The following is a 15687-nucleotide window of genomic DNA, read 5'->3' as shown; positions in this document are numbered from 1 at the left end:
TTTAGAGACGAAAAACATTGGAACTCTTGAACGGCAACACGCTCTTTGTGTTGTAGTGAAAGAGTGAAATGGTCGAGTCTCTGGTCACTGAAGCTAGATCGAGAAAAGCTGAAACGGCTAACAACTATGTGCTAGTTGACCATAATCCTGTTTGGCGGGTAAATGTGTGATTTCGCGTGTAAAATCCTTTGTTTTAGCCGGTATTTACATTTTTTCCGCCGGTAAATCTCCCTTTTCCGCTTGTAATCCCGTGGAACCCCGCTTGGGCATATAAAAAAGCGTCCTGTGCATATGCACAGAGACGCTTTTGGCGCGGTTCCACTCTGTTTAACAACAAAAATACGAAAAACAACGAGGAAATTCGATATTTTTGCTCTTCCCTTGTACTCCGTAACGTGGAGGGCCGCTTTTATCTACTAATGGTTCGATAAAAGGCTCCGAGGTGCACTTCAGATTCCTTTTTCATAAACCACTTTCAGCCAAGGTGGTCCTCTCTGGTATGAAAATGAGAAACTTACTCTCCTCATCCTTGCTGTCGCTGTAATTAATTTCTTTTAATATATTACATTGCGGGCAAAATGTTAACTAATTTTGCCTGATAAATTTAAGCGAGACGCGATGCTGTATGATCCAAGCGCTTCAGGATCTCTTCTTTTCCGAACAGGGAAATGGCCTGCGGCAGGTCAGGTCCGTGCGTTTGGCCTGTGGTTGCCACGCGGATCGGCATAAAGAGATTTTTCCCTTTTTGTTTTGTTTCCTTTTGGGTTGCCTTGATCGCAGCCTTTACTTCTTCTGCGGAGAAATCGGTGATCGCTTTAACGTGTCCTTTGAAAGAAGCAACAACTTCAGGAACGGTTTCGCCTTTCAGCACTTCAAGCGCTTCTTCTTCATATTCAATCTGTTTCTTGAAGAACACGTCAGTCTGCTCGACGATTTCAGCACCGTAGCTTAGTTTTTCCTGATAAAGAGCCACAAGCTTGGCTGCCCACTCACGGTCTTCTGCTGACATGTCCTCTTTTAAGCGTCCGGCTTCCACCAGATGCGGAATCGTAAGTTCCATGACCGTTTCAAGGTCTTGCTTTTTCATGTACTGGTTATTTACCCAAAGCAATTTCTGCTTGTCAAAAATAGCCGGAGCTTTAGAAAGGCGGGACGCATCAAATATCTCGATGAACTCTTCCTTTGTAAAAATTTCTTCCTCTCCAACCGGAGACCAGCCAAGCAGCGTAATAAAATTAAACAAAGCTTCAGGAATATAGCCTAACTGTTCATACTGTTCAATGAACTGAATGATAGACTCGTCACGTTTGCTGAGCTTTTTGCGGTTTTCGTTAAAGATCAGTGTCATGTGGCCAAACACCGGTGGTTCCCAGCCGAATGCTTCATAAATCATCAGCTGTTTTGGTGTATTGGAAATATGATCATCCCCGCGCAGTACATGGGAAATCTTCATCAAATGATCATCGATGGCTACTGCAAAGTTATACGTTGGGATGCCGTCCTTTTTCACAATGACATAATCCCCGATCCCATTGGAATCGAACGAAACATCCCCTTTTACCATATCGGAAAACGCATAGGTATGGTCCGCCGGCACAGCAAAACGAATGCTCGGCTTACGTCCTTCTGCTTCAAGCGCTTTTCGCTCGTCTTCAGTAAGATGACGGCACTTTCCGGAATAGTGCGGCGTTTCATTTCTGGCTACCTGCTCGTCGCGTGAAGCTTCAAGCTCCTCTTCTGTACAGTAGCATGGATAAGCCAAACCGCGGTCTAGCAAATCCTGATAGTGTTCTTTGTAGATGTCCAAGCGTTCCATTTGAGTGTATGGACCGTATTCTCCGCCCACATCAATGCTTTCATCCCAGTCGATGCCTAGCCATTTTAAATATGTTAACTGGCTTTCCACGCCGCCCTGAATGTTTCGCTTTTGGTCTGTGTCTTCAATACGGATGATCATTTTGCCGTTATGATGACGGGCAAACAAATAATTAAACAGCGCCGTTCTTGCATTCCCTATATGTAAATGTCCTGTTGGGCTTGGCGCATACCGTACCCTTACGTCGTTTGACATTTTACGTCCACCTCGTTCATTTTTATGCTTTGTTCATTGTACCACTTTCGTCTACTTTTTTGTAATAAGGATTACTGCATTGGCCGCAATGCCCTCACTGCGGCCCGTGAAGCCCAGCTTTTCGGTTGTCGTCGCCTTTACGTTGATCTGGTCAGTTTCCACTCCAAAAATTCCGGCAATTACACCACGCATTTCCTCGATATATGGTGCCATTTTTGGCTTTTGGGCAATAATGGTGCAATCCACATTGTTAAGCTCATATCCCTTTTTCTTTACAATCTCCCAGGATTCCTGAAGAAGTTTTTTGGAATCGGCATCCTTAAAGGCCTCATCCGTATCTGGAAAATGCTTGCCGATGTCCCCTTCTCCTGCAGCACCGAGCAACGCGTCCGTCACGGCATGTAAAAGCACATCCGCATCAGAATGGCCAAGCAGGCCTTTTTCATAAGGAACCGTGATTCCCCCGATAATCAGCGGCCGCCCTTCCACCAGCTGGTGTACATCATAGCCTTGTCCCACTCGAATCATATGTTTCTCTCTCCCTTTGTTCCAAAATGGCATTGGCAAAAATCAAGTCGTGTACGGTCGTTAATTTAATATTTAAATAATCGCCCTCGACGATGGAAACCGGGTACCCTGTCAGCTCCACCAGGCTGGCGTCATCGGTGCCGAGATAGCCCGATTCCGCCGCCTTTTGGTGGGCCTGCAAAACGACAGGCAGACGAAAAGCTTGTGGTGTTTGGACAGCCCACAAGCTCGCACGGTCTACCGTTTCAGTCACGGTTTCGCCCTTTGCTTTTTTTACCGTATCTTTTAACGGAACCGCCAGAATAGCGGCTCCTGTTTCATTTGCTTTACCCACGAGTTCATGGATGTAGTTTTGTTGGACAAAAGGACGGGCACCATCATGAATCAGGGCTAGATCCGTTTGCGCCACTGCCTTCAGTCCTTCAAATACACTGTGCTGACGCTCCGCTCCGCCGCGAACGATCTTGGTAACCTTTTGAAAAGAAAAACGGTCGACCAGTTCATGAAATTGATCCTTCTCCGCCTCGTTCACGACAAGGATAATTTCACGGCACCATGAATCTTTCTCAAAAACGGACAGCGTATGGGCAATCAGCGGCTTTCCCTTCAGCTCGATCCATTGTTTGTTCTTGCCTGCGTTCATCCTTTTCCCCTGACCTGCTGCAGGGATTACCATGCTGTACTCCAACAACCTTCTCCACCACTCTAGACTGCATACAGAGAAACGAACAGTTCTCTTGTAGGCTTTTAGTTATAATGCTTTTTCCAGCAGCTTCGGCTTGGCAAAAATCATCCGTCCGGCAGATGTCTGCAACACGCTGGTAACCAGGACATCAATCGTCTTGCCAATGTAATTTCTGCCTTCTTCGACAACGATCATTGTGCCGTCATCCAAATAGCCGACTCCCTGGTTGTGTTCCTTGCCGTCCTTGATCACCTGCACGATTAATTCTTCACCCGGAAGAACGACAGGTTTGACCGCGTTGGCAAGGTCATTTATGTTCAATACTAACACATTTTGAAGCTCACAGACCTTGTTCAGATTAAAATCATTGGTCACAACAACACCAGACAGCAGCTGGGCAAGCTTCACCAATTTGCTGTCAACCTCGCTGACATCTTCAAAGTCCCCTTCGTAAATTTCAACCTTGATCGAAAGCTCTTTTTGGATACGGTTCAGAATATCCAGACCGCGCCGGCCTCTGTTTCGTTTAAGGACATCGGAGGAGTCAGCAATGTGCTGAAGCTCTTCGAGTACAAAACGGGGAATAATCAGCGGACCTTCCAAAAAGCCCGTCTGGCAAATATCCGCTACCCTGCCGTCAATGATGACACTAGTATCCAGAATTTTGTACTTCCCTTTCAGCTTTTCCTCTTCAGCATCCTTTTTTCGTTCTTTTCCGGCCCGGTTAATGGAAAAAAGGGCGATGAGTTCGTCCCGCTTTTTAAAGCCCACCTGAAATCCGAGATACCCGAGCAAAAGGGTAAGAAAGATAGGAAGAATAGAACTGAAGACCACGACATTGATGTTGTTAAGCGGAAGCTGCACAAAAAACGCTACTATAAGTCCAAATATAAGTCCGATTGTTCCGAAGAGTACATCTGTGACCGGTGCTTTAACGACGGTTTCTTCCACCCATCGAATCAGCCCCACGATGTAATCTGTTACCCAAAATGTAGATAAAAAGAATATAAGTGCCCCCAAGACCGCTCCCGCATAAGAAGACGTTAATTCGCTGGGCAAATCACCCAAATTCAATATACGGATAATGTCAGGGACATAGATAAAACCAAGCATGCCACCAACAACAACAAAAAATAGCTGTACAAACCTTTTTAGCATGCATTTCACCTCCCTTAACCATTATTTACAGAAAGTCTGTTTTGAAACGTGTTCGTGTGAGAATTTCCATAAAATTTTCGTCATTTAAATATGCCTGTCTACAAAAAGCTGCTCCTGAATCCGTTTCAGGCCATCCTTAATTTTCTTGGCACGAATTTCCCCGATGCCTTCCACTTCATCCAGTTCTTTGATGGAAGCCCGGAGAATGCTAGGAAGACTGTCGAACGTGCCAATCAAATTCTCTACAATCAGAGTTGGAAGTCTTGGAATCTTTGAAAGGATTCTGTAGCCCCTTGGATGAACAGTTTCCTCCTGCACGTTGGCGGAAGGCGAATGACCCAGCAGTTTAACAATGACATTCTCGTCAAACAGTTCATCACTAGACAGTTTCTTCAGCTGCCGCAGGATATGAGCCGGGTCGTGCTTTTTGTCTTTTACATAATCTTTGATCAGAAGAACAGCCTCATCTTCAATGTTAGCGACAAGTTCTTCCATCTGCATACGTATTAATCTTCCCTCTACGCCTAACTCATTAACATATTTTATGATTTCATTCTTTATTCTTAGAACCATTTCAATGCGATGAATGACCTGAGATACTTCCTGGAACGTCACCAGTTCTTCAAATTCAAGGGCGCCAAGGTTCGTAACGCTCTGGTCAAATACAACTTTGTACTTTTCAAGCGTTTGAATAGCCTGATTGGCCTTCGTCAAAATAACACCAATATCTTTCAACGAATAGCGGATCACACCCTGATACAGCGTGATGACATTCCGGCGCTGTGAGATGGAAATGACAAGATTTCCTGTCTGGCGGGCCACCCGTTCAGCCGTTCGATGCCGGATTCCCGTTTCCGTGGAAGGAATGGAGGTATCCGGTACCAGCTGTGTATTGGCGTACAGAATGCGTGACGCATCCTCGCTCAGAATGATTGCTCCATCCATTTTGGCCAGCTCATACAGAGAGGCAGGCGAATATTTACAGTTGATGGAGAACCCTCCGTCAACGAGCTGAGTGACTTTATCGTTATAGCCGACAACGATGAGGCCGCCGGTGTTTGCACGGAGCACATTGTCTATACCCTCTCTGAGGGGCGTTCCCGGTGCAACAAGCTGCAGCATGTTGCTGATGATTGCTTCTTTTAGAATATGATCCATACGTTATCCTCCCAAAGTATAGTGCAATGTCTCTTCGACAGTAGACACACCAATAACTTCAATTCCTTTAGGGATCGTCCAGCCCCCAAGGTTTTTATCCGGAATGATGGCTCTCTCAAAACCCAGCTTGGCTGCTTCATGGATCCGCTGGTCAATCCTCGATACCCGTCGGACCTCGCCTGTTAATCCCACCTCGCCAATGATGACATCGGTTGGACGCGTTGGTGCATCACGAAAACTCGAAGCGATGCTTACAGCAACCGAAAGGTCAACAGCCGGTTCATCCAGCCTTACTCCTCCGGCAACATTCAGATAGGCATCCTGATTTTGAAGCAGAAGCCCGACCCTTTTTTCAAGAACTGCCATCAGTAGCGAGACACGGTTGTGGTCAATGCCGGTAGCCATCCTTCTTGGATTTCCAAAACTTGTAGGAGATACTAATGCCTGTATTTCTACAAGCATGGGTCTTGTTCCTTCTAATGAAGCCACAACAGTTGATCCCGCTACGCCTTTCGAACGTTCCTCCAGAAAAATTTCCGATGGATTAAGCACCTCAGCAAGGCCCAGCTCTTTCATTTCGAATACGCCGATTTCATTGGTTGAACCGAAGCGGTTTTTAACCGCCCGTAAAATCCGGTACGTATGATGGCGCTCTCCTTCAAAGTAAAGCACAGCATCCACCATGTGCTCAAGCATTCTAGGACCGGCGATGGCCCCTTCTTTTGTCACATGGCCTACGATAAAAATAGCAATGCCTTTTGTTTTAGCAATCCGCATAAAGTGAGAAGTACATTCTCTCACCTGGGAAACACTTCCCGGAGCACTTGTTACCTCCGGCCGGTAAACCGTCTGAATGGAATCGATGATCACGACCGAAGGATTAATATCGTTCACCGCTTTTTCTATGAGATCCAGGTCCGTCTCTGCCAAAACAAACAGCTCTTCGGCCGCTATATCAAGACGGTCCGAACGAAGTTTCGTCTGCTTGACGGATTCCTCTCCTGAAATATACAGCACCTTTTGCCCGTGCTCTGCCAATTTAGCAGAAGTTTGCAGCAGAAGGGTAGACTTTCCGATACCGGGATCACCGCCAACCAATACGAGTGATCCCGGTACAATGCCGCCTCCGAGTACACGGTTCAGCTCTGTTGTATGGGTATTGATCCGCGGCTCCTGCTCACTTTTTACAGAAACAATGGATTGGGGTTTTTGCTGTGTGCCGGATGAGGAAGAGGCGGATAACCCCCTGGTTGGGGTATCTTTCTTGATGACTTCTTCCACCATGGTGTTCCATTGGTGGCAGCCCGGACATTTCCCCATCCATTTAGGTGATTCATAACCACATTCCTGGCACATAAAAACAGACTTGTTTTTGGCCATTACGTTCTCCTCTATGTTCAACTGTCATTTGACAGCAAACGATTCTTTCTTTTTATCTCTATGTCTTTATTTTAGCAAACATCATACCCGTCTTTCCATTGGGGGCGTTTGGAATTCTGACAAAACGCAAATATCATGGAAAAGAACCCGGAAGACATGTTTGTCTTCCGGGTTCTGCCAAAATGACACTGACAATTATGAAGAAGCTCCGACGGTCTCTACCACAAAGTCGTTATTGTCGACATCGATTTTGACCGTGTTACCTTTGCTGATATTTCCTCTTAACAGCTCTTCGGATAAGCGGTCTTCGATTTTACGCTGCAATGCACGGCGTAATGGACGTGCTCCATAATCCGGATCATAGCCTTCTTCCGTAATCTTATCGAGTGCAGCATCGGTAAGCTCGATTTCGATGCCCTGATCCCTGAGACGGTTGATCAAGGATTCTGCCATCAGAGTAACAATCTGCTTAAGATGTGTTTTCTCAAGTGAGTGGAACACGATGATCTCATCGATACGGTTCAAAAATTCTGGACGGAATGCCTTTTTCAGCTCAGCCATCACTTTTGTTTTCATATCATTGTATTGCTGATCTTCTGTATGAACAGTGAATCCGAGTGAGCTGTTGCGTTTGAGCGTACTTGCACCAACATTGGACGTCATGATGACAACCGTGTTTCGGAAGTCCACGGTACGGCCTTTTGAGTCGGTTAAGCGGCCATCTTCAAGCACTTGCAGCAAAATGTTAAACACTTCAGGATGCGCTTTTTCAATCTCATCCAGAAGGATAACAGAGTATGGCTTTCGGCGGACTTTTTCAGTCAGCTGTCCGCCTTCCTCATGTCCAACGTATCCTGGAGGTGAACCGACCAATCGGGAAGTCGTGTGTTTTTCCATATACTCGGACATGTCGATTCGGATAATCGCATCTTCATCACCAAAAAGGGATTCAGCCACGGCACGGGCCAATTCCGTCTTACCAACACCAGTCGGTCCAAGGAAAATGAATGAACCGATCGGACGCTTCGGATCTTTTAGTCCTGCACGTGCACGACGGATGGCTTTTGAAATGGATTGAACGGCTTCGTGCTGCCCGATCACCCGGTTATGAAGGATTTCCTCCAGTTTCAAGAGGCGCTCAGTTTCTTCTTCAGCCAGTTTGGAAACCGGTACTCCCGTCCAGCTGGACACTACTTGTGCGATGTCTTCCGGAGTCACTTCCGTGTTTTCCTGACCTTGCTTTTCTTTCCATACGTTTTTGGTTTTCTCCAATTCCTCACGCAGGCGCTGCTCAGTATCCCTGAGTGACGCTGCTTTTTCGAATTCCTGGCTTTGAACCGCTGCGTCTTTTTCCTTGCGCACTTCTTCAAGCTTAAGTTCAAGCTCTTTTAGATTTGGCGGCGCAGTATATGAACGAAGTCTCACTTTGGATGCAGCCTCGTCAATCAGGTCGATCGCTTTATCCGGAAGGAAGCGGTCGGAAATGTAACGGTCGGACAAGTTGACCGCTGCTTCGATGGCGTCATCCGTAATGGTCACACGGTGATGGGCTTCATAACGGTCGCGCAGACCCTGGAGAATCTGTGTGCTCTCATCTTTTGTCGGTTCGTTCACTGTAATCGGCTGGAAGCGGCGTTCGAGTGCTGCATCCTTCTCGATATACTTGCGGTACTCGTCAAGCGTGGTGGCACCGATACATTGAAGTTCACCGCGGGCAAGTGCAGGCTTTAAGATATTTGAGGCATCGATTGCGCCTTCTGCCCCTCCTGCTCCGATCAAGGTATGCAGTTCATCAATGAAAAGAATGATATTTCCGGCCTGGCGGATTTCATCCATTACTTTCTTCAGGCGGTCTTCAAATTCACCGCGGTATTTTGTTCCCGCAACCACGGTTCCCATATCCAATGTCATTACTCTTTTATCACGAAGGGTTTCAGGTACTTCATTGTTGATGATTTGCTGAGCAAGGCCTTCGGCGATCGCCGTTTTACCAACCCCGGGCTCACCGATCAGAACCGGGTTGTTCTTCGTTCGGCGGCTCAACACCTCAATGACCCTCTGGATTTCCTTGGATCTTCCGATGACCGGATCCAGGCTCCCATCCTTTGCGATCGCAGTCAAGTCTCTCGCAAGACTGTCCAGAGTCGGTGTATTGGCATTTGTGGAAGCCCCTCTGTGGTTGGAGGATGCTTCATTGCTTCCCAGCAGCTGAAGCACCTGCTGGCGGGCCTTATTCAGGCTCACGCCCAAATTGTTAAGTACACGGGCTGCTACGCCTTCTCCTTCACGGATCAGACCCAGAAGGATATGCTCTGTTCCCACGTAAGAGTGTCCGAGCTTTCTCGCTTCATCCATTGACAGTTCAATAACCTTTTTTGCCCTTGGAGTGTAATGGATGGTTTGCACGGATTCCTGGCCGCGTCCAATCAGTGTTTCCACTTCTTTTTGGATCTTCTCAGGACCGAGTCCGAGAACATGGAGCGCTTTTGCAGCAATTCCTTCTCCTTCGCGGATTAAGCCAAGTAGAATGTGCTCCGTTCCAACATTATTATGGCCAAGACGGATGGCTTCTTCCTGTGCCAGCGCAAGTACTTTTTGAGCTCGTTCTGTAAATCGACCAAACATCATAATCAGTCACACTCCCATTCGGATTTTAAGCTTCTTCAAGTTCAACTCTTTCCCGGATCAGCGTAGCCCGCAGGATATCACGCTCATCGGGACCCAACATTTCATTGGCATACTGCTGTAAAAAGCCCGGTTGTGTAAGTATCATTAACTCATTTAATATCGATCGGGAAATCCCCTGGATCACTCCCAGATCTATCCCTAGCCTTACATCGGAAAGGCATTGCGCCGCTTCCTTGGACTGGATGATCCGGCTGTTGGCCAAGACGCCGTATGACCTGAAGATTCGGTCTTCCAGCTGAATTTTCAATCCCTGCTGCAGATTGTTTCGCGCGGCCCTTTCCTGCTGTATCAATTGGAGGACAACGCCACGCAAATCTTCAACGATATCTTCTTCCGATTTCCCAAGCGTAATTTGATTGGAAATTTGGAACACATTTCCCTGAGCTTCTGTTCCCTCTCCATATATTCCTCTCACCACCAGCCCCAGCTGGTTGATGGCCGGAATAATGCGGCTCATTTGTTTGGTAATAACCAAAGCCGGAAGATGCATCATAACAGAAGCTCTAAGCCCTGTTCCAACATTGGTCGGACAGCTTGTTAGGTAGCCTCTTTCTTCGTCGAACGCATAATCCACTTTTTCTTCAAGCCAGTCATCCAGTTCTCCGGCAAGCTTTAACGCTTCTTTCAGCTGGAAGCCTGCAAACAGGCACTGAATGCGCAAATGATCTTCTTCGTTAATCATAATGCTTACCGATTCATCCTCGTTCAGCATGACCGCTCCATATTTGGATTGTTCGGCAAGATGAGGGCTAATAAGGTGCTTTTCTACCAATACCCTTTTTGCCAGGGGTTTTAGCTGATCCAGTGAAAGAATTTCGAATTTGCCACAATTTCCGTACTCCTGGTCCCCATTTGCTTCGTGTACTTTACGAATCACGGTTTCTGATTCTTCTTTGGAAGCAAAATCGGGGAAATTATAATTTTCCAGGTTTCGGGCGAGCCGGATCCTGCTGCTTAACACAATATCAGAATCAGGTCCTTCTTCCTTCATCCAGGGACTGATAGCTTCACTTATAAAATGTTCCAGTGACATGCGCTATTCCCCCTTTTCCTGATGCTTTTGCTTTTCTAAAAGCCGGATCTTATCCCGGGTTTCAGCAGCCTTTTCGAACTCCTCATTCAGGATATACTGCTGCATGGATTTTTTTAAATTTTCCAATTCCCGTTTTTCCTGAAGTCCGCTGCCAATCCGCTTTGGAATTTTCCCCTCATGCTTTGTATTTCCTCCGTGCACCCGCTTTAAAATTGGATCAAGCCTGGAGTCAAATACTTCATAACAATGGCGGCATCCAAATCGGCCAATTTTGGCAAACTGTTGATATGTCATGCCGCATTTCGGGCACGCCAGAACTGATTGCTGCGAAAGTCCCGGAGAAGCTGTTCCCGATATAGCCGGATCTCCATAAAGAAGTCCGGAAAGCAGCTGATGAATAGAGAATGTATTCGACCCCGGAAGGAATTCTCCTTTTTCTTTTGCACAATGCTCACAAATATGAAATTCTGTTTTCTGCCCATTTACAATCTTTGTAAAGTGCAAAGTGGCAGGCCGTTCATGGCATTCCTGGCAAAACATTTTATTCTCCTCCCCTATTAATAAATGTGATACAACGTTATCTGGTTCTAAATTTTAGCGTCCGAATCATGCCTTTTAATAATTCGGCTCTCAATTGATCACGCTCAGGAAGGTCTAACACTTGAAGAACAGTACGGTCAATGACGCTCAGCATGATTCTAGCTTCGCGCTCCGATATGATCTGTTCATCCAGCAGCCGCAGTACCACATTTTCGGCATTGCCCTGTGAGATACGGTCATTAATCAAAAGCAGCAGCTGGTCAATCAGGTGGACGTAATTTTCCGTCTTTACCTTAATAATCCGGATATAGCCCCCGCCCCCCCGTTTGCTTTCCACAACAAATCCTTTTTCTACGGTGAATCGTGTATTGATAACATAGTTGATCTGGGAGGGTACACACTGGAATTTTTCAGCAATATCCGTCCGTTTGATTTCAATGAATTTATCATTCGAACCTGCAATGACCTGCTTCAAATATTCTTCAATAATGTCTGAGATATTTTTCAACCTGCTCCCCTCCCCTCTGACTTTGACTATCTTTGACTTATGTATATATTATAGTCCGTTTCCCAGGTTTTATGCAACTAATGAATACTTTCTGCCTCATTGGGGAACAAGGTATTTCTCTCACAGTATTACCCGATATTTTTCCTGTTAATCGTTTCTTTTTGAAGGATTAAAAAAAGAAGCCCCTCAAAAATATCGCCGGGACTTCTACTGTTACACACTATTGTTTGGAAAAGATTTTTTTTGCCTGGTCCATCGCTATCTTATTGCCTATAGCCGAATAATCAAGCCATGGCTGATCAGGAATCACATAAACATGTTTGTTTTTTATCGCTTTTAATCCTTTCCAGATTGGTGAGTTTTCCATTTGCTTAAAGGCCGTTTTTGATTGGTCGTCCTGATTCACTACCACAAAAATGGCATCTGCATCAAAATCAGGCAGTACCTCCTGGGAGATAACTTGATATGGCTGATTGGCATCCACTTTTTTAACACCATTTGCGGGAATAAGCCCTAAATCATCAAACAGAAGAGGACCCATGGGACGCGCAGTTCCAAATACACGCAGTTCCTTTGCGGTTACGCGAATCGCCATCGCCTTGCTGTTTTTGCCAAGCTCGTGTTCGATTAAGCCTTTTACCTCTTTTGTTTCCTTTTCATAATCTTCGACAAATTCTTCAGCCTGTTTTTCCCGGTCAACAAGCTTCCCTATTTTTTTCAAATGGTCTCTCCATGTTCCCTCATCAAGATTAAACACATGAACAGGCGCAATTTTTTTGAATTTGTCGATGTCTTTTCCACCGTATTCTTCGTCCATATAAATAGCTGAAGGCTTTAGAGCAAGCAGTGCTTCCATATCAGGATCAGCTGCGGGACCAAGTTTTTTTGTGTTTATCAACTGATCCTTCACATGGGGAAGAAAATCTTTTAACCCTCCGCCAACAACTGATCCCGCAGGTGTAATGCCCAGCGCCAGGAGGTCATTTGTCAAGTGAATGGACAAGGAAGCCACGTTTGTGTTCTTTCTGTTTTTCTTTTCGCCCGGTGGTTTGCTGTCATCAGTATTATTTTGTCCGCAAGCGGATAATACAAGAAGCAACACAATACTCAGTATAATTCCAAATTTAGTTTTCATTTTACTCTCCTCAATAAAAAATCTATTTTGTTTTGGCAAGCAAATAAAGAAAATAGGGAGCTCCGATGGCCGCCACTACAACACCTGCAGGAACAGAGTTTGGGGCAAATACAGACCGTCCAATCATATCAGCAAGCACTAAAATCACAAGGCCGATCAGCCCTGACAAAGGAAGGAAATACTGATACATGGGGCCAACTAGCCTCCGCGCAAGATGGGGGGCAACCAAACCCAGAAATCCTATGCTTCCTGTCACAGAAACACTCGCACACGATAACCCTACAGCCGTAACCAGCAATATTAGCCGCTTTTTTTGAACCGCAGCTCCAAGCCCGGTTGCGACAGAATCACCAAGAGACAATACATTCAGCGTTTTAGACTGGAGCCATGCATATGGACTTAAAATGAAGATCCATGGCAAAAGGGATATAACATGAATCCAATCTCTTCCCCACACATTGCCGACCAGCCATCTTGAAGCAAACAAATAGGTATCTTCATTCAATCGAAGAGACAAAAAAAGAGTCACTGCGCCAAAACCTGCGGAGATTGCGATTCCTACTAAAATCAGCCGAATAGGCAATATTCCTTTAAACCGGTCTTTTGCCAAAAGAACAATGAATAAGGCGGCTAACACTCCGCCGAAAAAGGTAAACAAAGGGATGAAGAGTGAGGCTTTCTCGTTTAATGAGTGAAAATAAGTGACATAAATGATCAAACCGAAAGCTGCTCCTGCATGCAGCCCCAATATTCCGGAATCTGCTAACGGGTTGCGGGATAATCCCTGGAGAATAGCTCCCGAGATGCCCAGTCCAATACCAGCAAGTATAGTTATCAAGATACGAGGAAGCCGGTAATCAAATAAAACGGTCGTGCTGGTAAAATCGCCGTATCCGAAAAGGGTTTGAATCACCTTTACTGGCGGTATCGGCAATGTACCGGTATTCAAGCTGATTAATATGGAAGCGATGCTGATCACAATAAAGAGGATGGATACAAAAGCAGCTCTCTTGGCATCAGGTGGCATAGCTTTCTTCATTCTATAACTCACTCCCAACTTTGCGGGCTGTATAGAGAAAGAAAGGAACCCCTATTATAGCAACCATAATACCGATGGCAAGTTCGCGCGGCGGATCAACCGTCCGTGCTCCCAGATCAGCGAGTGTTAAAAGAATTGCCCCGAGCAAAGCCGACATGGGGATGATAAGCTGATACGTTGCACCCACAAGCTTCCTGGCAATATGGGGAATGACCAGACCGACAAAAGCGATAGACCCTACAGCCGAAACGGAAACCCCAGCTAAAACAACCGCAAGGGCCATACCGGTGCCCTTAATCCGATTCATATTCACACCAAGATTGGCAGCTATATCATCACCTAGTGCAATCAGGGATACAGACCTCCCCAATAACAGGCTGCAAAGGATAGCTGCAACAAGAACTGGGACAAGGATACGCAAGTATGGCCATTTCATCCCTGCTACACCCCCGGCATACCAGAAAGCCAGATCCTGGCTCAAATCAAAATAGATGGCCACTCCTGATGTCAGTGAATGCAAAAGGGCGGCAATCACTGCCCCTGAAACCGTAAGTCGAAGCGGAGACAATCCCCCAGGGGACATCGAACCAAGCGCAAAAATAAATAGCGTGCTAAGAACAGCCCCAATAAACGAAAAGAGCATCAGGAGTGAATATGGTAGATGAGGGAAAAAGGCAAAACACAGTGCCACAACCAGCATGGAGCCTCCGTTTATCCCTAGAATACCGGCATCCGCCAAAGGATTCCGGGTTATCCCCTGCATAAGTGCTCCCGCCACAGCAAAAGCAGCTCCTACAATCGCAGCCCCAATCACCCGCGGAAGCCGCAGCTCGTGAATAATCTGTTGCGAAGTAATCGCAGGATCGTAATGAAATACCGCCGACCAGACTGAAGCTAGCGACAGCTCTTTTGCCCCAAACGTGATGGCTAAAAACATGCATACTGCAAGTCCTGCCAACGCCATTAAAAATAAACATACCAACATATATCCTTTTGGATTTCTTTCAGGTTTTCTTGAAGAAGAACTACTTAACATGAACTCACCCTTTGGACCCCAGGCATGAGGGATGTACCTTATGTAACTGCCATGAGGCATTCAACAGCGTTATTGATAATCATTTTCATTTAAAACATATGAACATTATATCGGTGAACAGAGGTATTATCAATACTCTCCTCTATTTAGTTAATTAAAAAAGTGAAGCAGAATAAACTGGTGTTCATTCGTAAGAGTTTTTACTGGTTCCTTAAATAAATAGAGGGCTGATTGATACGGGCAAAGCCAAAACAGGGTTTGTATCCAGAGGTTTGGCGGCCTGTTTGTTCCTCGCCGCTGCGTTAGTTACGGTTTGATTCGATGAATTGCGTTCAACACGATTGGATGAATATCACGTCATTTTCATTCCATGACAAAACAAAAAAGCACCGCTGATTTCTCAGCAGTGCTTCGTCTTTGCCCGGCAACGTCCTACTCTAACAGGGGGAAGCCCCCAACTACCATCGGCGCTGAAGAGCTTAACTTCCGTGTTCGGTATGGGAACGGGTGTGACCTCTTCGCTATTGCCACCAGACATATATCGGTTTGTGATCAACGGCGATCTTCTTCGTCAGCTGACAAACCTTTTGTTTTTGAGGCATATTCCCTCAAAACTAGATAACTTCATCCAAACGTACTGATAATTAAGGATAAGCCCTCGACCGATTAGTATCTGTCAGCTCCACGTGTCACCACGCTTCCACACCAGACCTATCAACCTCATCATC

13 protein-coding genes, 2 rRNA genes and 1 other annotated feature are annotated in these 15687 nt (G+C 46.0%); all 15 genes read right to left on the bottom strand.

All coding sequences use genetic code 11. The annotated features are described in order from the left end of the window. Positions 1-294 precede the first annotated feature (294 nt). Positions 295-539: a binding site (T-box leader), on the bottom strand. Positions 540-604: 65 nt separating this feature from the next. Further along, the gene (gene gltX, locus BLT53_RS24485) at positions 605-2071 is read right to left on the bottom strand and encodes a glutamate--tRNA ligase (protein WP_090240008.1); all 1467 of its coding nucleotides are present in this window, start codon (positions 2069-2071) and stop codon (positions 605-607) included. A gap of 51 nt (positions 2072-2122) precedes the next feature. Next, entirely contained in the window at positions 2123-2599 is a 477-nt protein-coding gene (ispF, locus tag BLT53_RS24480; RefSeq protein WP_090240006.1) for a 2-C-methyl-D-erythritol 2,4-cyclodiphosphate synthase, read from the bottom strand. Continuing rightward, positions 2574-3287: a 2-C-methyl-D-erythritol 4-phosphate cytidylyltransferase gene (gene ispD / locus BLT53_RS24475; protein ID WP_090240005.1), complete on the bottom strand. Its 714-nt coding sequence runs from the start codon at positions 3285-3287 to the stop codon at positions 2574-2576. The genes ispF and ispD overlap by 26 nt, the downstream gene beginning before the upstream one ends. A gap of 63 nt (positions 3288-3350) precedes the next feature. Then, a complete protein-coding gene (locus BLT53_RS24470) occupies positions 3351-4442 on the bottom strand; it encodes a PIN/TRAM domain-containing protein (protein WP_090240002.1) in 1092 nt (363 codons plus the stop codon). An 84-nt stretch (positions 4443-4526) separates the two neighbouring features. Further along, positions 4527-5600, bottom strand: a complete 1074-nt coding sequence (gene disA / locus BLT53_RS24465) for a DNA integrity scanning diadenylate cyclase DisA (protein ID WP_090239999.1) — start codon at positions 5598-5600, stop codon at positions 4527-4529. A gap of 3 nt (positions 5601-5603) precedes the next feature. Further along, complete coding sequence (radA, locus tag BLT53_RS24460; protein WP_090239995.1) at positions 5604-6980, bottom strand: DNA repair protein RadA; 1377 nt, start codon at positions 6978-6980, stop codon at positions 5604-5606. A 195-nt stretch (positions 6981-7175) separates the two neighbouring features. Continuing rightward, positions 7176-9608, bottom strand: a complete 2433-nt coding sequence (gene clpC / locus BLT53_RS24455) for an ATP-dependent protease ATP-binding subunit ClpC (protein WP_090239992.1) — start codon at positions 9606-9608, stop codon at positions 7176-7178. A 25-nt stretch (positions 9609-9633) separates the two neighbouring features. Next, positions 9634-10701, bottom strand: a complete 1068-nt coding sequence (mcsB, locus tag BLT53_RS24450) for a protein-arginine kinase McsB (protein ID WP_090239990.1) — start codon at positions 10699-10701, stop codon at positions 9634-9636. Between the two features lie 3 nt (positions 10702-10704). Further along, complete coding sequence (gene mcsA / locus BLT53_RS24445) at positions 10705-11241, bottom strand: protein-arginine kinase activator protein McsA (RefSeq protein ID WP_090239987.1); 537 nt, start codon at positions 11239-11241, stop codon at positions 10705-10707. A 37-nt stretch (positions 11242-11278) separates the two neighbouring features. Then, entirely contained in the window at positions 11279-11749 is a 471-nt protein-coding gene (locus tag BLT53_RS24440) for a CtsR family transcriptional regulator (RefSeq protein ID WP_090239984.1), read from the bottom strand. Positions 11750-11969: 220 nt separating this feature from the next. Continuing rightward, a complete protein-coding gene (locus BLT53_RS24435; RefSeq protein ID WP_090239982.1) occupies positions 11970-12884 on the bottom strand; it encodes an ABC transporter substrate-binding protein in 915 nt (304 codons plus the stop codon). A 22-nt stretch (positions 12885-12906) separates the two neighbouring features. Next, positions 12907-13923, bottom strand: coding sequence for a FecCD family ABC transporter permease (locus tag BLT53_RS24430; RefSeq protein ID WP_090239979.1), 1017 nt, complete (start codon positions 13921-13923; stop codon positions 12907-12909). Between the two features lies 1 nt (position 13924). Continuing rightward, positions 13925-14908 carry a FecCD family ABC transporter permease gene (locus BLT53_RS24425; RefSeq protein ID WP_244520558.1) on the bottom strand — a complete coding sequence of 328 codons (984 nt, stop codon included), beginning with the start codon at positions 14906-14908 and terminating at the stop codon, positions 13925-13927. A gap of 470 nt (positions 14909-15378) precedes the next feature. Continuing rightward, positions 15379-15494, bottom strand: a 5S ribosomal RNA gene (gene rrf, locus BLT53_RS24420). A gap of 111 nt (positions 15495-15605) precedes the next feature. Next, positions 15606-15687 (bottom strand): 23S ribosomal RNA (locus tag BLT53_RS24415); the annotation flags it as partial.

Source organism: Fictibacillus solisalsi (assembly GCF_900103485.1).
Classification (GTDB): domain Bacteria; phylum Bacillota; class Bacilli; order Bacillales; family Fictibacillaceae; genus Fictibacillus_C; species Fictibacillus_C solisalsi.
Note: the sequence above shows the minus strand (reverse complement) of the source record. Positions and strands in the feature narration are given on the sequence as shown.